This is a genomic window from Nonomuraea mesophila (assembly GCF_004352805.1).
GTDB lineage: Bacteria > Actinomycetota > Actinomycetes > Streptosporangiales > Streptosporangiaceae > Nonomuraea > Nonomuraea longispora.
This window is the reverse complement of the sequence record NZ_SMLD01000151.1, coordinates 1-23,025: the sequence shown is the minus strand read 5'-3', so window position 1 is coordinate 23,025 and position 23,025 is coordinate 1. Positions and strand designations below refer to the sequence as shown.

23 protein-coding genes and 2 pseudogenes are annotated in these 23,025 nt (G+C 72.6%); 16 read left to right on the top strand and 9 right to left on the bottom strand.

The features are described 5' to 3' along the window. On the top strand, window positions 1-540 hold a 540-nt coding region (locus E1295_RS49305; RefSeq protein WP_220449088.1), incomplete at its 5' end, for a hypothetical protein. A gap of 71 nt (window positions 541-611) precedes the next feature. Here E1295_RS49305 and E1295_RS37445 read toward each other — a convergent pair. Beyond that, complete coding sequence (locus tag E1295_RS37445; protein ID WP_132638214.1) at window positions 612-2,054, bottom strand: ankyrin repeat domain-containing protein; 1,443 nt, start codon at window positions 2,052-2,054, stop codon at window positions 612-614. Between the two features lie 278 nt (window positions 2,055-2,332). On the opposite strand from E1295_RS37445, the gene E1295_RS37435 reads away from it, so the two are divergent. After that, window positions 2,333-2,503: a hypothetical protein gene (locus E1295_RS37435; RefSeq protein WP_181958105.1), complete on the top strand. Its 171-nt coding sequence runs from the start codon at window positions 2,333-2,335 to the stop codon at window positions 2,501-2,503. A gap of 86 nt (window positions 2,504-2,589) precedes the next feature. Here E1295_RS37435 and E1295_RS37430 read toward each other — a convergent pair whose 3' ends face one another. After that, entirely contained in the window at window positions 2,590-2,997 is a 408-nt protein-coding gene (locus E1295_RS37430; RefSeq protein ID WP_132638211.1) for a Dabb family protein, read from the bottom strand. 100 nt (window positions 2,998-3,097) lie between these two features. On the opposite strand from E1295_RS37430, the gene E1295_RS37425 reads away from it, so the two are divergent. Further along, on the top strand, window positions 3,098-3,721 hold the full coding sequence (locus tag E1295_RS37425) for a TetR/AcrR family transcriptional regulator (RefSeq protein ID WP_132638209.1): 624 nt from the start codon (window positions 3,098-3,100) through the stop codon (window positions 3,719-3,721). A gap of 6 nt (window positions 3,722-3,727) precedes the next feature. Here the strand turns inward: E1295_RS37425 and E1295_RS37420 are convergent, their stop codons facing one another. The 6 genes and pseudogenes from E1295_RS37420 to E1295_RS37395 form a co-directional block, all read right to left on the bottom strand. Then, window positions 3,728-4,882 (bottom strand): alpha/beta hydrolase family protein, encoded by a 1,155-nt coding sequence (locus tag E1295_RS37420; protein ID WP_132638206.1) that lies wholly within the window; start codon window positions 4,880-4,882, stop codon window positions 3,728-3,730. Window positions 4,883-4,982: 100 nt separating this feature from the next. Continuing rightward, on the bottom strand, window positions 4,983-5,465 hold the full coding sequence (locus tag E1295_RS37415) for a hypothetical protein (RefSeq protein WP_132638204.1): 483 nt from the start codon (window positions 5,463-5,465) through the stop codon (window positions 4,983-4,985). Continuing rightward, the gene (locus E1295_RS37410; protein ID WP_132638202.1) at window positions 5,462-7,933 is read right to left on the bottom strand and encodes a molybdopterin oxidoreductase family protein; all 2,472 of its coding nucleotides are present in this window, start codon (window positions 7,931-7,933) and stop codon (window positions 5,462-5,464) included. The genes E1295_RS37415 and E1295_RS37410 overlap by 4 nt, the downstream gene beginning before the upstream one ends. A gap of 107 nt (window positions 7,934-8,040) precedes the next feature. Further along, complete coding sequence (locus tag E1295_RS37405) at window positions 8,041-10,920, bottom strand: AfsR/SARP family transcriptional regulator (protein ID WP_166427601.1); 2,880 nt, start codon at window positions 10,918-10,920, stop codon at window positions 8,041-8,043. A gap of 126 nt (window positions 10,921-11,046) precedes the next feature. Then, window positions 11,047-11,169: pseudogene (locus E1295_RS37400) on the bottom strand (alpha/beta hydrolase); the annotation flags it as partial. 64 nt (window positions 11,170-11,233) lie between these two features. Continuing rightward, window positions 11,234-12,232, bottom strand: coding sequence for a hypothetical protein (locus E1295_RS37395; RefSeq protein WP_132638198.1), 999 nt, complete (start codon window positions 12,230-12,232; stop codon window positions 11,234-11,236). 175 nt (window positions 12,233-12,407) lie between these two features. Between E1295_RS37395 and E1295_RS49300 the strand changes: the two genes are divergently transcribed. From E1295_RS49300 to E1295_RS37380, 4 genes are read left to right on the top strand one after another with little or no spacing between them, the layout of a single operon-like run. Then, window positions 12,408-12,554: a hypothetical protein gene (locus tag E1295_RS49300; protein ID WP_166427600.1), complete on the top strand. Its 147-nt coding sequence runs from the start codon at window positions 12,408-12,410 to the stop codon at window positions 12,552-12,554. An 11-nt stretch (window positions 12,555-12,565) separates the two neighbouring features. Next, entirely contained in the window at window positions 12,566-13,084 is a 519-nt protein-coding gene (locus E1295_RS37390) for a GNAT family N-acetyltransferase (protein WP_166427599.1), read from the top strand. A gap of 48 nt (window positions 13,085-13,132) precedes the next feature. Continuing rightward, window positions 13,133-13,579 carry a MarR family winged helix-turn-helix transcriptional regulator gene (locus E1295_RS37385; protein ID WP_132638194.1) on the top strand — a complete coding sequence of 149 codons (447 nt, stop codon included), beginning with the start codon at window positions 13,133-13,135 and terminating at the stop codon, window positions 13,577-13,579. Further along, the gene (locus E1295_RS37380) at window positions 13,576-14,808 is read left to right on the top strand and encodes an MFS transporter (protein ID WP_132638192.1); all 1,233 of its coding nucleotides are present in this window, start codon (window positions 13,576-13,578) and stop codon (window positions 14,806-14,808) included. Before E1295_RS37385 ends, E1295_RS37380 begins: the two co-directional genes overlap by 4 nt. Before the next feature lie 110 nt (window positions 14,809-14,918). Here the strand turns inward: E1295_RS37380 and E1295_RS37375 are convergent, their stop codons facing one another. Beyond that, on the bottom strand, window positions 14,919-15,956 hold the full coding sequence (locus E1295_RS37375) for an endo-1,4-beta-xylanase (RefSeq protein WP_181958104.1): 1,038 nt from the start codon (window positions 15,954-15,956) through the stop codon (window positions 14,919-14,921). A gap of 331 nt (window positions 15,957-16,287) precedes the next feature. Here E1295_RS37375 and E1295_RS37370 point away from each other — a divergent pair, with 331 nt between their 5' ends. From E1295_RS37370 to E1295_RS37330, 9 genes and pseudogenes are all read left to right on the top strand, one after another. Then, entirely contained in the window at window positions 16,288-17,874 is a 1,587-nt protein-coding gene (locus E1295_RS37370) for a sensor histidine kinase (protein WP_132638190.1), read from the top strand. 85 nt (window positions 17,875-17,959) lie between these two features. Next, entirely contained in the window at window positions 17,960-18,370 is a 411-nt protein-coding gene (locus E1295_RS37365; RefSeq protein ID WP_132638188.1) for a roadblock/LC7 domain-containing protein, read from the top strand. Then, window positions 18,367-18,723: a DUF742 domain-containing protein gene (locus E1295_RS37360; RefSeq protein WP_132638186.1), complete on the top strand. Its 357-nt coding sequence runs from the start codon at window positions 18,367-18,369 to the stop codon at window positions 18,721-18,723. The genes E1295_RS37365 and E1295_RS37360 overlap by 4 nt, the downstream gene beginning before the upstream one ends. Next, a complete protein-coding gene (locus tag E1295_RS37355) occupies window positions 18,704-19,303 on the top strand; it encodes a GTP-binding protein (protein WP_132638184.1) in 600 nt (199 codons plus the stop codon). The genes E1295_RS37360 and E1295_RS37355 overlap by 20 nt, the downstream gene beginning before the upstream one ends. After that, window positions 19,300-20,553 (top strand): cytochrome P450, encoded by a 1,254-nt coding sequence (locus tag E1295_RS37350; RefSeq protein ID WP_132638182.1) that lies wholly within the window; start codon window positions 19,300-19,302, stop codon window positions 20,551-20,553. The genes E1295_RS37355 and E1295_RS37350 overlap by 4 nt, the downstream gene beginning before the upstream one ends. A gap of 139 nt (window positions 20,554-20,692) precedes the next feature. Beyond that, complete coding sequence (locus tag E1295_RS37345; protein WP_132638180.1) at window positions 20,693-21,142, top strand: RlpA-like double-psi beta-barrel domain-containing protein; 450 nt, start codon at window positions 20,693-20,695, stop codon at window positions 21,140-21,142. Between the two features lie 10 nt (window positions 21,143-21,152). After that, entirely contained in the window at window positions 21,153-21,749 is a 597-nt protein-coding gene (locus E1295_RS37340; RefSeq protein WP_132638178.1) for a cell wall protein, read from the top strand. Between the two features lie 10 nt (window positions 21,750-21,759). Next, on the top strand, window positions 21,760-22,527 hold the full coding sequence (locus E1295_RS37335) for a MauE/DoxX family redox-associated membrane protein (RefSeq protein ID WP_132638176.1): 768 nt from the start codon (window positions 21,760-21,762) through the stop codon (window positions 22,525-22,527). A 67-nt stretch (window positions 22,528-22,594) separates the two neighbouring features. Continuing rightward, a pseudogene (locus E1295_RS37330) lies at window positions 22,595-23,025 on the top strand (hypothetical protein); the annotation flags it as partial.

Genomic DNA, 23,025 nt, shown 5'->3' with positions numbered 1-23,025 from the left:
GTTGGTGGGCTGGCGGCCGGGTTCGGGATGGTGGCGCTGGTCGGGGTGAGTGTCGTGACCGTGCTGCCTGCGTACCTGGCGGGCGAGGGGGACGTGCCCGGGTCGGAGGCGAGCGTGCTGGCCGGGATGGTGTCGGCGGCCGGCGTGGTGGGCAGCCTGGTGGCCGGGGTGGCGCTGCCCGCCGGGGTGCGGCCGGCCCGGTTGATCATGGCCGCGCTGCTCATGATCCCGTTGACGGCCGGTGTCTTCCTGACAACGCCGGTGGCGGTGGCGGCCGTCTGCGCGGCGGCGGTGCTGGCGGTCAACGGGCTGGCCGTCTCGGCGGTGTTCGCGGCCCTTCCGGCGGTGACCGGCGATCGGATCTCCTGGGGTGTGGGGGCGGTGACGCAGCTGGGCAGTCTCGGCACGCTGCTCGGGGCGCCGGCGTACCTGTGGGTGGTCGAGGTCGGCGGCTGGAGCGCGGCGGTCGTGCTGACGGCGGCGGTCGTGGCCGCCGGGGTCTGCTGCGCCACAGCGGCCCTCGGCGGCCGGCCCGGGTAGCCGTTCCGCCGAGGTGCCGCCGGTCCGCGGCCGGGTGGTGCCGCGGATCAGCGGCCGGGTGGTGCCGCCGGTCAGCGGCCGGGTGGTGCCGCGCTCCGCAGGTACGCCGCCACGCCCTGCCTGCCGCCGTGTTCGGCCCAGCCGAGCGGGGTCGCGTCGTGTTGGGTGTCCCTGATCGTGACGTCGGCCCCGAGTTCGACGAGCACCGTGGCGGTCTCGACGTCGTCGTTCCAGGCCGCCGCGTGCAGCGGGGTGGCGCGACGCAGGTGGTCGACGTCGAAGCCGAGGCCCGCCAGCAGGCGTACCGCCGCGGGTCTGCGTTGCTCGGCCGCCCGGTTGATCAGGTCGGGGCTGCGGTCGAGCGCCTCGGCCAGCGCTTCCTGGCCGCACGCGGCCACCGCGCCCGCGTCGGCGCGCATGCAGGCGGCGGTGAAGGTGTCCGTACGGTCGAGTTCGGTCACGGCGCCCGCCGCGGCGAGGAGCCGCGCGACCTCGGTGTGCCCGTGCAGCGCGGCCAGCGCGTACGGCGTACGCCCCCCGAACACCGGATGCCCGCCGAGCCCGTCCACCTCGGCACCGTGCGCCAGGAGCAGCCGAACCCGACGCGGGCCGCCCCGCAGCGCGGCGGTGGCGAGTTCGTCGCGCATGAGCTGCCGCGGCGACGGCAGCGTCGGCCCCAGCCGTACGTGCCAGGGCCCGCCGTCCCCGCGCCCCAGGCCGTACTCCAGCAGCAGCTCCAGGTGGGCGGTGTCGTCGGTGAAGGAGCCGCCGAGCCCGCGGTTGTAGAGGGTCTGGCCGTCGTTCGGGTCGGCTCCCGCCTCCAGGAGCACCCTGGCCAGTTCCGGACCGCTCGGGTGCGGCGGCTGGTCGCCCTCCCCGCCGCCGAACGCGCCGGTGAGCGCGGTGAACGGGATGGTCAGCCCGTCCCAGAGGAATCCGGCGTCGGGGTCGGCACCGTGGTCGAGGAGGAGCCTGGCCGCCTCCACGGGCCGGCCGGGCGGGTCGAGGCGCGCGTAGGCGAGGTACAGCAGCGGCTCCCACCCGAAGGGGCCTCCCTGCGTGCGGGCGAGGCCGGGGTCCGCGGCCAGCACCTCGGCCAGGGCGCCGGCCGAGCCGGTGGCGGCCATGGTGAAGACGTTCGCGGTGGACAGGCGGGGGTCCCGGGCGGGCAGCGGGCCGGCCTTGCCCCGGTCGTCCGGGCCGTACGTGAGGCAGGCGACCCGCAGGAACTCCTCCCTAGGGTCCTCGCGCGGCGCGATCCGGTGCGGCGAGCGGGTGTAACGCTCGATGGTGCCGAGGTGCTCCTTGAGCCTCGGCCAACTGGCGAAGCCGTACATGCGGGCGGTGACGAGCTGCGCGTCGGCCAGCCGCGAGGTCAGCGGCGGGCGGGGATGGAACTCCGCGACGAGCCCGCACGCCTCGGGGACCCCCGCCCTCACCTGCTGGAGGAGGGTCTTGGCCTGCTTGCGGAGCCGGTCGATGCGGGGATGGTCGGGCAGGCGGTGGATGGGCACGATGGCCTCCTTTCCGTCTGGCCTGGTGTCCGCATGGTCAGGCCGGAAAAGAGGTCGGGCCGGGGTCGTACGGTGACCGTCAGGTGGGCTTGGCCCTTTCCGCGGACCGGTGGCGTCCTGAGCGCGCACCTCCAGCGTACGTCGTCCCGTGGCCGTGCGCATGCGGCGGCTACGCCTGAAGGCCGCGCCGCAGGAGGCCCGGAAGGCGCCGCGCGCGGGCGGGACCGCTCACGGCCAAGGCGAGCAGGTCGCCGCGCGTGGAGATATGACGGTAGAGGGTGGCGTTACCCACCCCCGCGCGCCGTGCGACCAAGGGCATCGGCATCATGGCCGACGGCACGTGCGGCAGCGCGACCTACGAGGACACCCTCACCCGTGGGAGCCGCGGCTGGCGGATCACCCACCGCAGGATCGTGGCACGGCGAGTGCCCCTCGGCGGGCGGCCATGAGCGGCGGGCACCCTCCGGCGGCGGCGGGCGGCCATGAGCGGCGACCACGCCGCCGTCCGCGCGCGGCTGCGGGACGGCCGCTCGCGTCAACCGCGGTCGGTGCCGCTGCCCTGGTAGGAGCCGAGACCGTCGATGAGGTCGGCGAGGGCCGGGTCTCCGGCGAAACGCTCGGCGTGCAGCTGGGCGATCCTGTCGCCGATGGCGGGGTCCTCGTCGTCCGTGAGGTCCATCGAGACCATGTTGTCCACGAGCGGCAGACCGATCTCGTCGACCTTCCGGTGCAGGGGCGCGTGCAGGTAGGTGCGGTAGGCGTCCAGGTCCTTGAGCGCGTACATCGCGCCGTAGTGGAACTCACCGCCCACGTCCCGTCCCACGGCCCAGAACTCGACGACGTCCAGCTCGCGGCCGAGCTGCCGGAGTGTCTCCAACCCCCGCTCGACCTCGGCTTCGGGCGCGTCCTTCCGGATCGACATCCTGATCTGGTGGTAGATCATGCTGCTCCTCCCGCAGTAGATGCGACAGTCTGTCGCGTTAGCAAGCTAACAGCGGGCGCGGCTTATTGCAACAAGCTGATGCGTTTGATAGCTTTCCCGCATGCCCGACAAGCCCGCCGACCAGGCCGAACGGCTTCATGCCGATGCGGCGACCAAGCGGCCCGGGGGACGCACCGCCCGCACCGCGCAGGCGGTCTTCGACGCCACGATCGCCGAGCTCGGCGAGGTCGGCTACGCCGCGCTGCGCATCGAGACGGTGGCCGAGCGGGCAGGGGTCAACCGGGCGACGATCTACCGGCGCTGGGGCGACAAACCGAGCCTGGTCGCCGCCGCCTTCACGGCCCGGCAGGTCGAGGTCTCGCCTCCTGCCGACACCGGCGACCTGTTCGAGGACCTGCTCGCCTTCCTGCGCGAGGTCCGCCGCGGCTTCGACAGTCCGTGGATCGCCGCCCTGATCAGTGAGACCGGCCCGCGCACGGCCGACAACGACGGGCTACGCCAGGTCCTCGACAAGATCTGGCCCGCCCGGTTCCGCCTGTCGCGGGAGATCTTCGTACGGGCGGTGGAGCGCGGCGACCTGCCGGCCGGCGTTGATCCGGACTTCCTCGTCCAGGCCGCCGCAGGCCCGCTGTACTTCCGCCGGCTCATGCTCGGCCGGTCCCTCACCGACGACTTCCTGCGGCACACCGCCGCCCTGGTCATCGCGGGCGCGCGACAATCCTGAGGCGCCTCAGGAAGGATCGTGGAAGGCGACCTCGGGATTGGCATCGGACGGGCCGTCGAGCAGCGACGGGCGCTTCCCGCGCAGGTGCCGGTCGAAGAAGGCGCCCACGTACGCCGTCGTGATCTCACCCGAACGGTCGCCCGGCAGCGGCACGGAGGGGTCGGTCATGCCGACCTGGCCGCCCAGGATCGGCATGTCGATGAAGGTGAAGTGGCCGGAGCCCGCCACGGTCAGCCAGCGTTTCCAGCCGTCCAGGCGCCGCCAGTCCCGCGGCCAGCTCGTGTCGTCGCCGCCGGGCGAGTGCAGGGACTCGGTGCCGAGCATGAGGAACGGCCGCCCGCCCAGCCCTCGCTTCGGCACCGGCGCGAAGAACGTGCCGTCCATGTTCACCCCGCCGCGCACCCGGCGGTCCCGGGCCATGACGCTCGCCGCCGCGTTGCCGCCGAGCGAGTGACCGGCGGCGCCGATCCGCCGCGGGTCGATCGACCGTTTCCACGCGCCATGAGTCAGCCGGTCGATGACGAAGGACAGGTCCGCCGCCCGGCCGGCGGCGGCCTTGGCCAGCAGCTTTCTGCTCGCCGCCTCGGACGGGGCGCTCTCCGCCTTCTCGCACGCGACGCAGGTCAGCAGCCGCCCGCCGGGGAAGGCGGTGCCGTACGACTCGTAGGCGTGGTCCACGACCGCGACGACGTACCCCTTCGAGGCGAGGTCCTCGGCCAGCGTGGTCAGGGTGGCGCGGTTGAGCGTGAACCCCGGGGAGAGCACCACCAGGGGATGACGGCCGCCGAGGGGACGGGCGCCGGCGCGGGCGTTCGTACGGACGCCGGCGAGCTGCCCCAGCTCGAAGCGGGTGTCGAGCTTCAGGCCCTTGAGCAGGAGCCGGGCCTCGCCGGCGCTCATGTACGGGGCGGCGCTCCCGCCGCCGCGGGCCGGGTAGTACACCGACACCATCAGCTCCCGCGCGCCCGCCCGGGGCTTCCACGGGTCGCGGCGCCCGCGGTCGACGAGGTGCAGCACGTCCCTGCCGACCTTGTGGTGGCCTGTGGGGGCGGGGATCGCGATGCGCCCCTCCGCGGGGGCCGCCGCGGCAGGCGGGGGCACCGCCGTCGGCAGGGTCAGGGTGAGCAAGGCGGCCGCGGCGACGCGGGTGAGACTGTTCATGCGGAGCAGCGTAGGAAGCACGGCGCCGCGGCCCACATGCCCGAAAGACCAGTCCGCACCCTGACTTTCGTCAGGGAAGGGGGCCGTGGGCGGGTGGCGGTCAGCTCACCAGCGCCTGCGTCGCCGAGTCCTTCAGCCGGGCGTTCGCCCAGCGCATCTGTCTCAAGGTCTCGGGGTGGCAGCGCTGCGCGAGCGCCAGCAGGTCCCTGCGCCGCGCCCCCTGGGCGGCCTGGGCGAGCAGTTCCCAGTCGAGGGAGACGCCCGCGGCGGCGAGGTAGAGGTGCCGGAAGTCGGTGAGCAGCAGCAGCGAGAGCTCGGGCCTGCGCCCCAGCCACTCGCCGGCCTTCTCGCGCACGGCCCGCGTGAGCGTGGTGTCGCTCGCCGGCGAGGGATCCAGGTCCAGCCCGTAGTCCCTGCCCGCGCGGGCCAGCTCACGGACGTGATCGTGGCACCAGCCGACCAGGTCACGCGCCACGTGGTACGTCTCGTGGTCGGCCTTGTGCCGTTCCGACAGGCGCAACAGGACGTGCGCGAGTTCGTTCTCCGAGCGGTGCAGCTCGCGGAGTACGAGGTCGAACTTCATGACGTGCCTCCTGCCGTGATGACGGACTCCTCGGCCTCCGCGTCCGTGCCGCCCCGCGTGGCCGGCACGTCGCCCGGCGCCGTGACCGGTCTGGAGGCCGTGGTGGTGGGGGCCTTCGACGGCTCGCCCCGCCCCCGTTCGGCCCGCGACACGCGGGCCGCGGCGGTCTTGAAGATCGGCTGTTTGGAGGCGGGGTCCCAGTCGGTGAGGGTCAGCTCGTTGGCGGCGCCGCCCTGGCCCTTCTCCGGCTCGCAACCGCCGGGCTGGTCCCAGTAGCCGTAGTGGAACGGCAGGAAGAGCACTCCGTCCCGGATGCCGCTGACGCGCAGGCGGGCGCGCACCTCTCCCCTGGCCGTCTCCACCGCGAGCAGGTCGCCCTCGGCGAAGCCGCACCGCCGCGCGTCGGCCTCGGACATCTCCACCCACGACTCCGGGGCCGCCCGCTGCAGCTGCGGCGCCCTCGCGGTCTTGGTCCTGGTGTGGAAGTGGTACAGGGTGCGGCCGGTGGTGAGCCAGAAGGGGTACGCCTCGCCGGGCGGCTCGTGCGGCTCGACGTACGCGGCCGCCTTGATGATGGCCTTGCCCGACGGGTTGAGCGCGCGATACTCGGTCGGGGAGACGGGCGCGCCGGTGACGAGGTCGCGCCCGTAGCTCTCGCACTGGTCGGGTGCGCTCCAGAACAGGCCGCCGGCGTAGAGCCGCTCGCCGCCGCCGGGATGCTCGTCGTCGCACGGCCACTGGATGCCGCCGCTGCCGCGCAGCCGGGCGTAGGACAGGCCGGTGTAGTCGCACGGCCGGCCGCGGCTGCACTCCTTCCACGCCTCGAACGCGCCCTCGGCGTCGTGCCACTTCACCAGCGGCGCCCCGTCCTTGTCCGTGAGGCCGAGCCGCCGGGCGTAGTCGAGGAAGATGTCGAGGTCGGGACGGGCCTCGCCGGGCGGGTCCACGGCCCGTTCCGACAGGTGGACGGTGCGGTCGACGTTCGTGAACGTGCCGGTCTTCTCACCCCACGTCGCCGCCGGCAGCACCACGTCGGCCAGCAGGGCGGTCTCGGTCAGGAAGATGTCCTGCACGACCAGGAAGAGCCGGTCCTGGGAGAGGATCGAGCGCACGCGGGCCAGCTCGGGCAGCGACACCGCCGGGTTCGTGCCGGTGACGTGGAGGAACCGGATGGAGCCTTCCTCGACGTACCGGAGCATCTGCATGGCGTGGGTGGGCGGCGCATAGTGCGGGATGTCCAGCGGGTCGACGTTCCAGATGCGGGCGAGCTCCGCGACGTGCGCGTCGTTCGACCAGTTGCGGAAGCCGGGCAGGTCGCCGTCGGCCCCCCACTCGCGGGTGTTCTGGGCGGTCGGCTGCCCGTTCATCTGCAGCACGCCGCAGCCGGGTTCGCCGAGCATGCCGCGTACGAGGTGCACGTTGTTGACCTGGACGGACGCGGCCGTCGCCTGGTGCGCCTGGTAGAAGCCCTGCAGCACGGTGGAGAACAGCCGCCGCGCCGTGCCGATCAGCCGGGCGGCCTCGCGGAGCCGTTCCTCGGGGACGTCGCAGATGCGCGCCACCCGCTCCGGCGGGTACTGCTCGACGCGCTCGCGCAGCTCGTCGAAGCCGACCACGTGGTCCTCGATGTACCGCTCGTCGATCCAGCCGTGGGCGAGGAGCTCGTGGAGGATGCCGTTCATGAGGGCGACGTTCGTGCCGGGGCGGTTGGCCAGGTGCACGGTGGCCGCCTCCGCGACCGGCGTCCTGCGCGGATCGACGCAGATGACGGCGGGCGGGTTCGGCCCCGCGAGCCGGTCGAGGATCCTGGTCCAGAGCACGGTCTGGGTCTCGGCCATGTTGTGGCCGTACAACGCGATGACGTCGGCGTGGTCGACGTCGGTGTAGGAGCCCGGCTGGCCGTCGGAGCCGAACGACTCCTTCAGCGCCGCCGCGGCCGTCGCCGTGCACAGACGGGTGTTGCCGTCGACGTGGTTGGTGCCGAGCCCGCCGTGCGCGAGGAGCGCGAGGGTGTAGTACTCCTCCAGGAACAGCTGGCCGGTGGTGTAGAAGCCGAGCGCGCTCGGGCCCTGCTCGTCGAGCAGTTCCCTGGTACGCCGGACGATCCGGTCCATCGCCGTGTCCCAGTCGGTCTCGACGAGTCTCCCGCCGTCGCGGACCAGCGGGCGGACGAGCCGGTCGGAGGCGTTGCCGGCCTGCCAGCCGTAGAGGTCCTTCGGGCCCAGCCGGCCGTGGTTGACGCGGTCCCCGGCACGCCCGCGCACCCCTACGATGCGCCCGTCCTTGACTGCGATGTCCAGGCCGTCGCCGTTGCTGTGCAGGATGGACGCGCTCTGCACCCAGCGGTCGACGTCCTCCGCCCGGACGCCGTCCTCCAGGAATTCGTCCACCCTGACCGGCCACGGCTCCCCCGGCCCGTACGGCGTACGCGTCCCCCACGGCTCTGCGATCCTGTCCACTCTCGGCATGTCTCTCCCCGGACGGCGGCGAGCATCCCTGACGCCTGGGTGCTCCTGATCAAGCCGCCCCCTACCCTTTCGAGGCGCGGTGTACCGCCGGGGAATGGCCGGTCCGGTCAGTCGAGCCGGGCCAGCGCCCGGTCGACGTCGGGGTGGTTCAGCTCGACGAAGATGTCACGGGCCTGCCGCCAGGCGCGCACGCTCTCGCCGGCCTCGCCGACGGCCTGGTGGGCGTCGCCGAGTACGAGCAGCGTCTCGGCCTGGCCGTACCGGTCGCCGACGTGGCGCAGCAGGACGAGTGCCCTGGTGAAACAGGCGACGGCCTGCTGGTGCGAGCCGAGCCGGTGGTGGGCGAATCCCAGGCTGTCCCAGGTGGCCGCCTGACCGCGCCAGTCGCCCGACTCCTCGTGCATCCACAGCGCCTCACCACAACATTTGAGGCTTTTGGCGTAGTCGCCCAGCAGGCCGTGGAGCCAGCCGACGGCGTTGAGCGCCCGAGCCTGCCAGGCCCGCAGGCCGACCGTGGTGTAGAGCTGCAACGCGCGTTCCGCGTGGACGAGCGCCTCCGCGTACCTGCGCTGCCGTTCGAGCAGGCCGGACAGGTTTCCGTGGACGTGCGCCCGGTTGCGCAGGTCGTCGAGGGCTTCGTACAGGTCGAGGGCCGAGCGCAGGTGGGCGTGGGCGTCGTCGTGGCGGGCCAGGCGGCGCAGGGCCCAGCCGAGGCGGCGGTGGGCGTGCGCCTGCCCCGCCCGGTCGCCGAGACGGCAGGCCGCTTCGAGGCCGATCGTCTGCACGGTGACCTGGTCGTGCAGGTGCGAGTGCAGGTCGAGGTAGTCGTACAGGACCATGGCCAACCGCCACGCCCGCGCGTCCAGACCCGAGCGCGCCGCGTCCTCGACGGCCGCGAGCAGCGCCGTGTGCTCCGCGCCGAACCACGCCAGCGCCTCGCGTTGATCACCGTGTTGCTCGGTGAGGACGCCGGGCGGCGGCCCGTCATGGGCGATGTCCTGGTGCGGGTCGAGCAGCCTGGCGGCCTGCTCCGCGGTGTGGATGTAGTGGTCGTACAGGCGGCTGCGGGCGGCCGCCCGCTCCTCGGGCGGGTCGTGGAGGTCGCCCAGCTCTGCCGCGTAGGCGCGCATCAGGTCGTGCAAGGTGTACGTGCGGGGGGCGTCCTCGGTGACGAGGTGCGCGCCCGCCAGCCGCTCCAGCAGCGTACGGGCCGCGCGTGCGGGAACGCCGGCCAGGCTCGCGGCGGCCGCCACGCCGATGCGCGGCCCGCGATGCGCCGCCAGCATGCGGAACATGCGCGCCGCGTCGTCGTCGAGGATCCGGTACGACCACGAGAACACCGCCCTGACCCGGGTCGCCGCGTCCCCCGCGTCGAGCGCGTCCAGCACCCCCGGCGCCTCGCGCAGTTCCTCGGCGATGGCCGCCAGGGGCACGCCGGGCCGCACGGCCGCGCGGGCGGCGATGATCGACAGGGCCAGCGGCAGCCGGCCGCAGCTGGTGACGAGCTCGTCCACCGTGTCCGGCTCGGCGGCGACCCTCTCGTCCCCGAGCTGGCGGGCCAGCAGCTGCCTGGCCTCGCCGCTCGTGGGCAGGCCCAGCGGCAGCGCGAGGGCGCCCTCCTTCGCGACCAGGGCGGGCAGCCGGTCGCGGCTGGTCACGACCACGACGCAGCCGGGAGAGCCCGGCAGCAGCGGGCGTACCTGGCCGGCGTCGCGGGCGTTGTCGAGGACGATCAGCATCCGGCGCCCGGCCAGCACGCTCCGGTAGAGCGCCGTCTGCGCGTCCAGGCCGGACGGCACGCTCTGTGGCGGCACCCCGAGCGCGGACAGGAAGCCGCGCACCGCCTCCTCCGGCGTCGCCATCGGCCCGCCGGGGTCGAACCCGCGCAGGTTCACGTGGAGGTGGCCGTCGGGGAAGCGTTCGCGGACGCGGTGCGCCCAGTGCGTCACCAGCGTGGTCTTGCCGACGCCCGCACTGCCCGACACGACGGCCATCGCCACCGCCGTCGGCTGGAGCGCGGCGTGCTCCAGCAGGGCGTCGAGCCGGGACAGTTCGTCGCCCCTGCCGACGAAGCCGAAGGCGTCCATGGGGAGCTGGGACGCGGCGACGGGCGGGGACGGCGGCTGTGGCGGCTGTGGCGGCTGCGGGCTTGGCGGCGGCTCGGGCACCACCGGGCCCAGTGGTGGACCCAGTGGTGGAGCCGGTGGTGGAGCCGGTGGCGGACCCGATGGCGGACCGGGGGGCGGGCCGGGCTCGGCGGCTCGCAGGACGTGCTCGTACAGGGTTCGCAGTTCCGTGCCGGGATCGAGACCCAGCTCCTCGCGGAGTTGCTCGCGCGCCCGATGGTAGAGGTCGAGCGCGTCGGCGGCGCGGCCGGCGGCGGCCATGGCGCGCATCAGCGACGCCACCAGCGACTCGCGCAGCGGATAGCGCTCGACCAGGGCGGTCAGCTCGGTGATGACCTCATGGTGGCGGTGGGCGGCCAGTTCGAGCTTCGCCCACTCCTCCCAGGCCGCCAGCCGTTTCTCCTGAAGGGTGCGTACGTCGCCGGCGAGCGCCGGGCAGTCGACGCCGCTCAGCGGCTCGCCCCGCCACAGGCCGAGTGCCTTGCGCAGGACGGTGGCCGCGTACTCGGGCTCGCTCTCGCGCGCCGCCGCGACGAGCCGCTCGAACTCGGTCGCGTCCAGCTCACCGGCTCCGGGCCGCAGCACGTAGCCGCCGCGTACGGTGGTGATGACGGCTTCGTCCGCGCCGGCGTCGGCGAGGGCCCGCCGCAGCCTCGACACCAGGTCCTGGATCTGGCGGCGGGCCGAGGCGGGTGGGTCCTTCCACACGACGTCCACGAGGCGGTCGACGGTCACCGCGTGGCCGGCGTTCAGCAGGAGGGCAGCGAGCGCCCTCTCCTGTCGGGGGCCGTGCAGGGGGATCCTCTGCCCGCGGGCTCGTACGTCCAGGGGCCCGAGCACACCGAACCAGAGATCAGCCACCAGGTCGCCACCCTGAGACAAGTTCACACTACGAGAACTTCTCATGCTAGCGACGGCGCGCACACCTAGTCAGGATTTTTCGTCATACCGGTGACACCAGAAAATCCGCACCTACTGCCGCGCCCGTCAGCAGCGCGACACCCCCGTGACCAGGCGGGCCTCCTTCCCCAGCGCCTCGCGCAGGGCGACGGCGCCGGAAAGCGGCGTAGCAGGGTCGCGGGTGTTCTGCAGCAGAAGGATCTCGGACTGCCCGTCGGCGGTCCCGCGTCCGCCACCGGCGCCGCGGGGGCAGGCACCACCCCGGCCGGTCGGGTCAGCCCACCGGTACGAGCCGCCGCGCGACGCGCCGCCCCAGCAGGGCCATCAGCAGCGCCGTGAGCACGGCGAAGCCGGTCAGGCCCACGCGGTCGAGGGTGGTCGTCGCCATGACGGCGGCGCCGAACAGGCTGTGGGCCACCAGCGTGCCCCCGGCCAGCCAGATCCGGTGCGCGTCCGTCCAGCCGGAGGCGGACCAGCGGTGGAGCAGCAGACCGGTGACGACGGCGACGGCGACGGCCAGGACCATCGGCGGGAGCGCCCACCAGCCCCTGCCGCCGGCGCCCACCGGGAAGACGGGGATCAGCAGGCCGAGGAAGGCGACGGTGGCGAGCGCGGCCAGCAGACCCACGACGGCGGGCTTCGGCGCGCTCGTGCCGGCCGGGGGCGGCGGCGTACGTCCGGGAAGCACCTTCAGGGCGATCACGGAGAGCACCACGCCCGCCAGGACGAACGCGGCCAGCGCCGGCAGCGGCGCCTGGTAGCCCGGGTCCATGACCGGCGGGATGAGCACCCGCAACATGGCCACGCCGAGCACCGCGACGGCGCCGACGCCGATCAGCCCGCCCCGCCGCAGGTAGGGGCGGTCGCGGTGGGCCGGATGGAGGAGGTCCGTGAGCAGGATGGGGACCATCACGCTGAACACGGCGTGGTAGCCGATCTGCGACTCCCAGTAGGTCGTGTTGATGCCCAGCACGCGCGGCCCCCACTCGGCGGCGCCGTAGAGACCGGGACTGGTCAGCGCCTGGAGCCCGATGCCGTCCTCGGCCAGTTCGTACACCAGGGCCAGCACGAGCAGGCTCGGCCAGCCGCCCCCGGTGCGCCGCACCGCCTCCCTGATCAGCAGCACGCCCGCGCCGTACATCGGCACGAGCAGCGGCAGCACCCACATCATGCCGAGCGGCAGTGCGCCGAACGTCATCTCCGCGCATATCGGTGCCAGCGCGACCAGCGTCCACGCGGCTCTCTTGCGTCCCTTCACCGGCGACCCGGTCATGGCATGGCTCCCGCCCTGTTGATTACTTGTATAGGTAAAAAGTAACTTGGATGAGTAAGGTTGGCAAGTCCCCGGCTCGGCCCACCGTGAAGCACAGATACGGACATATGCCGATCAGGGGCAACTCCCGTACGATGATCAGCCCAGCTTCAGGCCGATGAAGGTGTGAGATTCCATGAGCGACGGAGCTCAGGTCACAGGCCCGGACGAGGCCGCGGACGGCATGGTCCCGGCGGCCGACTGGTGCGCCGAGCCGGAGGACGTCATCCGCCAGGACCTCACCCGCCACAACGTCCTGGCCGGGCTCGGCCGCACACCATGACGGCGGGGCGGGTGACACTGGAACGGCTGACCGGCGAGCAGGCGCGGGCCAGGGCCGCCGAGATGATGGAGATCTACGGCGTCGCCTTCGGCGAACCCCCGTGGAGCGAGGACGGGTTCGGCGTCGCGGACTTCGCCCGGCGCCTGGCCGCCGACACCGAGCGCCCGGGATTCGCCGCGGTGCTGGCCGGCCAGGACGGCAGGCCGATGGGCTTCGGCACGGCGTGGCCCACGCGCGCCCCCTTCCCCACCGGCCGCGCCTACGACAGGGTGCGCGCCGAACTCGGCGACGAGACCGAACGTCGCCTGGTCGGCGCCCTGGAGATCGACGAGCTGGCGGTCGGCCCGCACGCGCGCGGGCAGGGACTGGCCGGCCGCATCCTCGACCTGCTGTGCGAGGGCGCGGAGCGCTGCTGGCTGCTGACCTCGCCGCAGGCCTCCGCCGCGATCAGGGTGTACGAACGGCTCGGCTGGGAGCGCCTGACCGGCCCGGAGGCGAAGGTGGCGGTGTTCGCACGGCAACTTCTATAAGTGCCTTATATGAGAAAGTGACATAAAGGGCTTATGGATTCCGCACCCATGAGCCACCTTGAGCTGGCCGCCGGGCTCGGGCAGGTCAGGACCATGATGCGGTTGATCGATGTCCCCAGAGACCTGTCGATCACCGCGCTCTCCACCTTGGCCAACCTGGAACGCCTGGGCTCCCGACGGCTCACCGAGCTGGCCACGCTCGAAGGCGTCACCCAGCCCGCCATGACCCAGCTCGTCTCCCGGCTGGAACGCGAGGCGCTGGCCGAGCGCCGCGCCGACCCGGCCGACGGGCGCGTGGTGGTGGTCGCCATCACCGAGCACGGGCGGGCGGAGCTGGCCAGGCGGCGCACCATGCAGGCCAAGCGCCTGGCGGAGCTGCTCGCCGAGCTCTCGGAAGCCGACCGCGCCGCCATCGCCGCGGCCCTTCCCGCGCTCGAACGGCTCACCGCCCGCGCACTCGACACCGCGCCGCCGTCCCAGGGAGCCGCCGGGTGACGCAGGCCAACGCGACGGCGGGCAGCCCGTTCCGCCAGCCCAAGGCCGTGTGGGCGGTGGCGTTCGCGTGCGTCATCTCCTTCATGGGTATCGGGCTCGTCGACCCCATCCTGCCCGCGATCTCCGCCGACCTGAACGCCTCGCCGAGCCAGGTGACGCTGCTGTTCACCAGCTACCTCGTGGTGATGGCGGTCGCCATGCTGGTCACCGGCTGGGTGTCCAGCCGCATCGGCGCCAAGTGGACCCTGATCGCCGGACTCGTGCTGATCGTCGTCTTCAGCGCGCTCGCCGGCAGTTCGGAAAGCATCGGCGGCATCATCGGCTTCCGTGCCGGCTGGGGTCTCGGCAACGCGCTGTTCGTCGCCACCTCGCTCGCCGTCATCGTGGCCGCCGCCAGCGGCGGCTTCTCCGGCGCGATCATCCTGTACGAAGCCGCGCTCGGCCTCGGCATCGCCGTCGGCCCGCTGCTCGGCGGCGCGCTCGGCCACATCAGCTGGCGCGGCCCCTTCTACGGCGTCGCGGTGCTGATGGCGTTCGCCCTGATCGCGACCATCCTGCTGGTACGCCCGCAACCCAGACCTGCGCGAAAGACCTCGCTCCTCGACCCGATCAAGGCCCTGCGCCACCGCGGTCTGCTGGTCATGAGCCTGACGGCGCTCTGCTACAACTGGGGCTTCTTCACCGTGCTCGGCTACGCCCCTTTCCCGATGGGACTGGACGCCATCCACCTCGGGCTGGTCTTCACCGGCTGGGGCCTGATGGTCGCGATCTTCTCGGTGGCGGGCGCGCCCTGGCTGCAGCGGAAGTTCGGCCTGGCCCGTACGCTCTACGGCAACCTCGCGCTGTTCGCCCTCGTCGTCTTCGTCATCGCCGCCTTCACCGGCAGCCGCCCGGTCCTGGTCACCGCGGTGATCGTCGCGGGTGTGTTCATCGGCGTGAACAACACGCTGACCACCCAGGCCGTGATGATGGTCGCGCCCGTGGAGCGGCCGGTGGCCTCGGCGGCGTACGGGTTCGTGCGTTTCATCGGCGGCGGGCTGGCGCCGTTCGCGGCCGGCAAGCTGGCCGAGCACGTCAACGTGCACGTGCCGTTCGTCATCGGCGGCTGCGCGATCCTGCTCGGCATCGCCGTTCTCGCCACCGGTCACCGCGACCTGGCGCGCGCCGAGCGCAACCAGGCCGAGGCCGACGCCCAGGCGGGCGAACCGGCCGGAGCCACCGCGGGCTGAGGTCGCCGACCTCCGGCGGCTCCGGCACGGCTCGCCTCACAGGGCCGAGCGCGGGCTCAGCTCATCGAGGCTCATCGAGGCTCATCAAGGCCCGTACGCCACGGGGCAGGTCACCGCGCCCGTACGCCGAGCAGGGCCCGGTAGGCGGGCTTCGGCGCCAGGTTCTCGTCCAGCAGGCACGCCGCCCCCTCGCCGTCGAACCATCCCGGCACCCACGAGTGGCGGTCGGTGAAGCCCCAGACGGTGAACTCCTTGCAGGCCTTGACGCTCAGGCAGTCGGTGAGCGCCCGGCGGTAGTAGCCGGCCTGGGTGGCCAGTTTCTCGGGCGTCACGGGCAGCACCATGCGCACGTCCAGTTCGGTGATCGCGATCTCCATGCCGAGGCCGGCGAAGCGGCGCATGACGTTCGCCCAGTCGGCCGGGTAGTCGTACTGGATGCCGAGGTGCCCCTGGAAGCCGACCCCGTGGATGGGCACGCCTTGCGCCTTGAGGTCCTTGACCAGCGAGAACGTGGTCTCGATCTTGGGGGCGTTCCACTCGATGTTGTAGTCGTTGATGTACAGCTTGGCGTGCGGGTCTGCGCGGTGGGCCCAGCGGAAGGCGTCGGCGATGTAGCCGGGGCCGAGGTGGGTCAGCCAGATGCTCTGCCGCAGGCTGCCATCCTCCTCCACGACCTCGTTGACCACGTCCCACGCCCTGATCTTGCCCTTGTAGCGGCGGACCTGGGTGGTGATGTGGTCGCGCAGGATCCCCTTCAGCTCGCGCGGGGTGATCGAGCCGTCGGCGACGCCTTCCGTCAGCCATGCCGGGAGCTGGTTGTGCCAGACGAGGGTGTGGCCGCGTACGCGCTGGCGGTTGCGGTGGGCGTTGTGGACCAGGGCGTCCGCGTCCGCCCAGGTGTACCTGCCGCGTTCCGGCTCGACGGACTCCCACTTCATCGCGTTCTCGGCGGTGACGTGGGTGAACTGGTGGTTGAGCATCTTGCGGTAGTCGGCCTCGTCGCGCAGGGCGGCGATGTTGACGGCGCTACCGATCTTGATGCCTTGCTGGTGGGCCAGTTCCCGCAGGTCACGCGGCGGGCGCGGGCCGGCGGACGCGGGAGCGGGCAGGGCGAGCACGAGCGCCAGGGCGATGATGAGGGGCTTCACCGGCGACCTCCGATGCGAAGCGATGCTGGGGGGTGACCCGCGGGTTCGAAACTTTCTGATATATGGCGATAATTTCGCGGGATCGCCGGAAACGTAAGCGCTGCGCACGCCCTCGTCAACACCCTGTCCACGCCGGAAAAGTCGATCTTGTGGCGATACGGGTGAGGCGTGAGGTTACGGCGTTGCTGTCTGTTCTTAATCGTGCGCCGATGCTACGGTTTGTCCCCAGCCTGCTACGCGATCAGTCGCGAGGCGGCAACACAGCGTTCCCCCCGCAGGAACACCTGGTTCGACTCGCTCGCCTGGCCGTCACGGCCTTGAGGACCACCGAATGTCAGCACTTGCACGTCCCCCCGCTCCGCGAACCTTCACCCCGCGGCACCATGCCGCCCTCGCGTTACTCGGGGGACTGGCGGTCACGGTGCCCGCCTGCCTCTGGGCGATCTCCCTGGCCCCGGCCGGTGCCACGGGCCTCGTCGCGGCCGTCGGCGGAGTGGCGGCGGCCCTGCTGTCCTGCGCCGCCGCCGCGCTCGCCCACCAGCGGGCCGCGACCGGCGTGCTCCGTGAACAGGCGGGCCAGGCCGGGCAGCGCATCGCCCTGCTGGAGCGGGAGATCCTGCGGCTGGCCGAGGAGACCCTGCCGGAGCTCGGAGGCCAGGTGCGCGAGGGCGTCCCCACGGTCGACGCGCTCGCCAAGGTCGCGCAGCCGTCCGACGAACTGCTCCAGCGGCTGGCCAAGGCGGCGGGCCACGAGCTCGACCTGCTCGCCCGCGAGGCCGCCGCAGCCCGCGCGGCCGGCGCGTCACTGGAGGCCGAGGTCGTCAGGCTGGCCGACGAGGCACTGCCCGAGCTGGTCAAGCGCGTACAGACGGGCCACCAGCCGGTGGACGCCGCGCTCCAGGAGGTGCGCCAGCCGGTGCACGGCCCCCTGCGCGGGCTGCTGAGCGAGACGGCGCGGCAGATCGGCGAGGGCGAGCGCAAGGGCACGGCGGCGATGCGCGCCTGCGCCGGCGCCGCCGCCCGCGTCCAGGCCCAGGCGACCAGCCTGCTGGCCCGCCTGCGCGAACTGGAGGAGCGCCACGGCGACCAGGAGGACGTCTTCGCCGACCTGCTCGACCTGGACCACCGGGTCTCCCAGCTCGGCCGGCTGGCCGACAACATCGCCCTGCTCAGCGGCGGCCGTTCAGGACGCAGGTGGACCAGGCCGATCACGATGGAGAGCGTCCTGCGCGGCGCCATGGGCCGCATCGGCGCCTACCGGCGCGTCCGGCTCCACTCGACCAGCACGGTCGCGGTCGCCGGGTACGCCGCCGAGGGCGTCATGCACACGCTGGCCGAGCTGATGGACAACGCGGCCGCCTTCTCCGCCCACGGCACCGAGGTCCACGTGTACGTCGAGGAAGAGGACAACGGCGTCGTGGTCACCATCGAGGACAGCGGCCTCGGCATGCGCTCCCGGGAACGGCACCGCGCGGCCAAGCTGGTGTCCGAGCCGCTCGACCTGCGGATGTTGTCGGGCACCAGGCTGGGCCTCGCGGTGGTGGGCCGCCTGGTCGACAAGTACGGGCTGATGGTGAGCTTCCGGCCGTCGGCCAGAGGCGGCACCGGCGTCGTGGTCCTGATCCCGCGCCGCCTGATCACCCAGCCGCGCCCGGACGACGCGCCACCCGCCGCACCCGCCACCGTGCCCATCTCTGCGCCTGCCGCCTCCGTACCCGTCGCCGGGCCGCCGTCCGCGGCACCCGAGGACGGGACCCGGGAGGCGCTGCCCAAGCGGCGCCGCGGCCAGACCCTCGCCGAAGCCACCAGAGACAGACCCGCCCAGGCCGCCGAGCCCGTACGGGACGGCCGCGACCCGGCCGCCAGGCTCGCCGCGTTCCGCCAGGCCGGCGGGCGCGGGCGCACCCCCGACTCCTGACCGGCTTTTCGATTCACAGATAGGAGGCAGGGGCCGACGTGCGGGACGCGCGCCCCCATCTTTCCCGATGAACTCAACGGACGCCTTGACCACCACGGACGCAAGCCTCGACTGGCTGCTGGACAACCTCAGGCAGAAGACTCCCGGCATCGCCCACGTGCTGGTCCTGACCAGGGACGGGCTCAAGCTCTGCCACACCCCGGGGCTCGACCAGGACCGCGCCGACCAGCTCGCCGCGCTGGCCTCCGGGATCCAGAGCCTGTCCGTGAGCGCGTCGGCCGAGTTCGGCACGGCCGTCGGGTCCGGGCAGGCGATGGTGGAGTTCCCCGGCGGGCTGCTGCTGATCGTGCCGGCGGGCGCGGGCGCCCACCTGGCCGTGGTCGCCGGAGAGGACGCCGACGTCGGCCTGGTCGGCCACAACATGAACGAGCTGGTCGAGCAGATCGGCACCTATCTCAGCGCGGCACCGCGGTCGGCGGCCGGCGGTAGCAGATGAGGCAGCGGCCCGTCGACGACGAGGCGCCCGACCGGCTCTACATGATCACAGGGGGACGGACCCGCGCCGACGAGAGCGCCTTCGACTCGGTGTCGCTCATCGTCGGCGAGTGCGAGCCCACCCCCGGCATGCAGTCGGAGCACGTGAAGATCCTCCGGCTGACGCGGCGGCCGATGGCGGTGGTGGAGCTGTCCGCGCAGCTGCGGCTGCCGGTCAGCGTGGTGAAGATCCTGCTGTGCGACCTGCTGGACACGGGACGGATCACCGTACGCCACCCGTCCGCGCTGCGCTCGGCCGACGGCCCGAGTCCTGAGCTGCTGAAGGAGGTGCTGGTTGCCCTCCAGAACATCTGAGCGCGCGCCGCTGCGGGCGACCGCCGCGGACGCGCTGAAGATCGTGGTCGTGGGCGGCTTCGGGGTGGGCAAGACCACCATGGTCGGCGCGGTGAGCGAGATCCGCCCGCTCAGCACCGAGGAGGTCATGACCGAGGCGGGCGTCGGCATCGACGACACCCGCCGGGTGCGCGGCAAGACCACCACCACGGTGGCCTTCGACTTCGGCCGGATCACGCTGACGGAGAGCAAGGTGCTCTACCTGTTCGGCGCGCCAGGACAGCAGCGCTTCTGGTACGTGTGGGACCAGCTCTTCTCGGGCAGCCTCGGCGCGGTCGTCCTCGTGGACACCCGCAGGCTGCAGGACTCGTGGTATTCCATCGACCGGCTCGAACACCACCGCATGCCGTTCGTCGTGGCGGTCAACCGGTTCACCCGAGGGCCCGGCCTGGACGCCGTACGCGATGCGCTGTCGCTGCCGCCCTCGGTGCCGCTCGTCGACTGCGACGCCCGGCTCAGGAACTCGAGCAAGGACGTGCTCGTCACCCTGCTGCGCCACCTCACCACCTGGTACGCCCCCGCCCAGGAGACCCAGTCATGACGGAGAACGCCGCGCTGTCCGGCTACCCCGACCACGCCCGCGCCGTGCCGCTCCACGGGCCCGCACTCGACGAGGACCCGGACGAGCTCTACCAGCGGCTCAGGCGCGAGCACGGCACGGTGGTGCCGGTGCTGCTCGACGACGGCGTACCCGCGTGGTTCGTGATCGGCTACCGCGAACTGCACCACATCTTCGGCATGCCGCACCTGTTCGGCCGCGACTCCAGGCGCTGGAACGTGTGGGAGCACGTGCCCGCCGACGGGTCCCTGATGGCGACCTTCCGCTGGCAGCCGACCGTGCTGTTCGCCGAGGGCGCCGAACGGCAGCGGCGTACGGGGGCGATCGGCGACGCGATGGACGGCGTCGACCGTACGGAGCTGGCCATGCTGGCGGAGCAGGTGTCCGACCGGCTGATCGACGGCTTCGCCGGGGACGGCAAGGCCGACCTGGTCGCCCAGTACGCCAGACGGATCCCCGCCCAGGTCATCGCCCGGCTCATGGGGATGCCCGAGGCCGACATGGACGACGTGGTCACCAACGTCAACGTGGTGCTCGACGCCACCAGCGAGACCTTCGCCGCCTACACCTGGCTGCGCGACAGGATGAGCACGCTCATGGCCGCCAAGCGCGAGGTCCCGGGCGACGACATCGCCTCGCGGCTGATCGCCCATCCGGCGGAGCTCAGCGACGAGGAGGCGGACCTGGATCTCGGGGTGATGCTCGTCGTGGCCAACACCCCGACCGCGGGCTGGATCAGCAACACGCTCCGGCTCATGCTGGTCAACGACCGGTTCTCGATCACCTTGCAGGGCGGGCGCAGCAGCGTCGGGCAGGCGATGAACGAGGTGTTGTGGCGCGATCCGCCCCTGCGCACCGCGCCGGGCCGCTGGGCGACGCAGGACTGCGAGCTGGGCGGGCGGCGCATCCGCAAGGGCGACCTGCTGGTGCTCGGCCTGGCCGCCGCCAACGCCGATCCGCAGGTGCAGCCGGCCGACGAGTACGAACCCGGCGCGAACCGGGCCCACATGTCGTTCGGGCACGGCGAGTACAGCTGCCCGTATCCCGCGCCGGAGCTCGGCGAGGTCATCGCCGAGGCGGCGGTCGAGGTGCTGCTCGACCGGCTGCCCGACGTGGACCTCGCGGTCTCGCCGGAGGCGCTGCGCTGGCGGCGGTCGTTGTGGATGCGGAATCTGGAGACGTTGCCGGTGGTCTTCAGCCCCACCGCTCCGCGGCCGGGCTCCTGGGACTGACGCGGCGCAACATACCGGGCGAATACCGACTCAAATGGGATATTGACGAAAAATCCTTACATGGTACTCATAGATCGAGTCGGAAAGTTTCAGTACCTCCTCAAGGTTCGTCCGGAGCCCACCCCCTAGGAGGACGCGCATGGCGCGTAACCCGTCCACCGACCCGCCCGCCGACTTACTCGGCCCCGTCCAGGGAGAAGTCTCCTGGTTCTGCTGCGGCACCGCATGGGGACCGTGCAGCAGCACAGGAAAGGGCGCCTGCGGCACCTGCAACTCGGGAAGCCTGCAGCACGCCTGGCCCAACGCCTCCGACGCCTGCTGGGCGATCACCCGCCCCGACAGGTGCGGCGTCAGCCTCTCCCGCAGAACCTGCGGGTTCAGGCACCGCACCACGTCCCTGTGCGGCGGCGCCAGCGTCGTCACCGCGATCGCCGACTGCGGCCCGCAGACCGACCTGTTCTGCGGCGAGCGCAGCTGCTGCGGCTCGACCTGCGCGAACAACCGGCTGATCGACCTCACCCCGGCGGCCTACAGCCGCATCGCCAGTCTCTCCACCGGCCTGCGGCCGTGCGAGATCGCGACCGGATAGGAGGCAGGCGATGAAGAGCAGAAGAGACCTGCTGAAGTCCGCCGTGCTCGGCGGCGGGGCCGGCGTGGTCGCGGCCACCGCGCTGGGCTCCCTCGGCCCGGAGGCCGCCTTCGCCGCCTCCGGCCCCGAACTCGAACCCGGAGCCCCGGACCCCGACTTCGCCGAGGGCCGGATTCGCTCGATCAAGGACAACACGCTCCTCGTCCTGGGCTCCAACGCGGTGTTCCACCGCATCAGGGTCGTCGACGGCACGAGCCTGTGGAAGCTGGGCCCCGTACCGTTCGACCAGGCCAAGCCCGGCGACGGCCTCTACGCCCGCGGCGTGCGCATGCCGGACGGCGAGCTCGCCGCCGAGTCCGTCTGGCTCAACATCGTCAACATCAAGGGCCACATCACGAACATCAAGGACCAGACCCTCCACCTCGACCACCACGGCAAGGAAGTGCTCTGCCACGTCGTGGCCGGGAAGTCCGTCGCGATCCGCTCCGACGCGCCGCCGTCCGCCGACCTGTCGATGCTGAAAGTGAGCCAGCACGTGCAGATCCTCGGCGCCTGGCGGCCCGACACGAACGAAGTCGACATCGCCACCGTCTTCTCCCCCCACTAGGAGCGTCCACATGCACGGGATCGCCGCGTCGCAGCCGTACGTGATCGCCCTCTTCCTGGTCTGGGCGGGCCTGATGAAACTGCTCAGCCGGCGGATGCGGGCGGGGGCAGGGCACACCGCCCTGGCCCGGCTGGTCAGCCCGGCGCGCGCGGTCCCCGCGTTCCGGCTCGTAGCGCTCGCAGAACTCGCGGTGGCCGCCGCGCTCCTGCTCCCACCCCTCCTTCCGCTGGAGGCCGCGGCCGCCGCGGCGCTCTGCGCCGGCTTCCTCGCGTACCTGACGTACGCGCACGTCGCGGCGCCCGCCGCCTCGTGCGGGTGCCTCGGCGCCCACTCCCGGCCCGTGGACCTGCGGGCCTTCGCCCGCGCGGCGTTCCTGCTCCTCGCGAGCCTCCTCGCGCTGCCCGCCGACGCCGGCCCGCCGCTCGTGCCGCTCGCCCTGGCCGAGACCGCCGTGCTGCTGGCCCTCTCCTCGGAACTGGACCGCCACTGGCTCGTCCCCTTCCGGCGTCTCCTGGTACGGCTGCGCCGCCCCCTCGCCGCCGGCCCTGCGGGGGACGTACCGCTGGCGACCTCGCTGCACCTGCTCTACCACAGTCCCGCGTACTGCTCGGCGTCCGCGCAGCTCACCACGGACGTCCAGGAAACCTGGGACGAGGACGGCCTGCGCTTCGTCGTCTACGGGGCACGCGAGCGCACGGCGGTCTTCGCCGTCCCCCTCGCCGGTGACGACCCCTCGGCCGTCCGCGTGAGCCTGGTCCGCGAGCCGACCCAGGTCTGACGCGTCATGCGGGGAGTTTTCCCGGGTCAGGTGGTACAGAAGTGATGAATTCCCCCACAATGGGGTGATGGGATTTCCTCCGCAGCCCCCGCAACCGCAGTCCGGCCCGCAGGGACCATGGGACGCACAAGGCCACGGAGCGCAGCATGGCCAAGAACCGGGCCACGGCCGGCAGTCACCGCAGGGGCACGGACAGACCACCCCCCAGCAGCCCGGCTACGGGCCGCCGACCGGTCAGGGCGGCTACGGAGCCTCCCAGGTGCCGGGCGGCGGCAATCCCCAAGGCGGATACGGCCCGCCGACGGCCCCCGTCTCGCCGTACGGCCCGCCCGGCTACTCCGGCCCCATCCCGTACGGCTCGCCGCCGGAGGAGCCCAACAAGGCGCTGATCATCAGCCTGGTCGCCGCCGTCGCGGTGGTCCTCGTGGCCGGCGGCGGGTACGGCGTGTACGCCTACCTCAACCGCGACCCGGCCCCCACCGTCGCCCAGCAGACCCC

Excerpts from the sequence above, each read along its gene's own strand:
- E1295_RS37345 (WP_132638180.1), top strand. The coding sequence starts at position 20,693 with ATGGCGCGTAACCCGTCCACCGACCCGCCCGCCGACTTACTCGGCCCC.
- E1295_RS37410 (WP_132638202.1), bottom strand. The coding sequence starts at position 7,933 with ATGCCGAGAGTGGACAGGATCGCAGAGCCGTGGGGGACGCGTACGCCG.
- E1295_RS37415 (WP_132638204.1), bottom strand. The coding sequence starts at position 5,465 with ATGAAGTTCGACCTCGTACTCCGCGAGCTGCACCGCTCGGAGAACGAA.
- E1295_RS37385 (WP_132638194.1), top strand. The coding sequence starts at position 13,133 with ATGAGCCACCTTGAGCTGGCCGCCGGGCTCGGGCAGGTCAGGACCATG.
- E1295_RS37395 (WP_132638198.1), bottom strand. The coding sequence starts at position 12,232 with ATGACCGGGTCGCCGGTGAAGGGACGCAAGAGAGCCGCGTGGACGCTG.
- E1295_RS37335 (WP_132638176.1), top strand. The coding sequence starts at position 21,760 with ATGCACGGGATCGCCGCGTCGCAGCCGTACGTGATCGCCCTCTTCCTG.
- E1295_RS37350 (WP_132638182.1), top strand. The coding sequence starts at position 19,300 with ATGACGGAGAACGCCGCGCTGTCCGGCTACCCCGACCACGCCCGCGCC.
- E1295_RS37370 (WP_132638190.1), top strand. The coding sequence starts at position 16,288 with ATGTCAGCACTTGCACGTCCCCCCGCTCCGCGAACCTTCACCCCGCGG.
- E1295_RS37340 (WP_132638178.1), top strand. The coding sequence starts at position 21,153 with ATGAAGAGCAGAAGAGACCTGCTGAAGTCCGCCGTGCTCGGCGGCGGG.
- E1295_RS49300 (WP_166427600.1), top strand. The coding sequence starts at position 12,408 with ATGAGCGACGGAGCTCAGGTCACAGGCCCGGACGAGGCCGCGGACGGC.
- E1295_RS37360 (WP_132638186.1), top strand. The coding sequence starts at position 18,367 with ATGAGGCAGCGGCCCGTCGACGACGAGGCGCCCGACCGGCTCTACATG.
- E1295_RS37425 (WP_132638209.1), top strand. The coding sequence starts at position 3,098 with ATGCCCGACAAGCCCGCCGACCAGGCCGAACGGCTTCATGCCGATGCG.
- E1295_RS37430 (WP_132638211.1), bottom strand. The coding sequence starts at position 2,997 with ATGATCTACCACCAGATCAGGATGTCGATCCGGAAGGACGCGCCCGAA.
- E1295_RS37420 (WP_132638206.1), bottom strand. The coding sequence starts at position 4,882 with ATGAACAGTCTCACCCGCGTCGCCGCGGCCGCCTTGCTCACCCTGACC.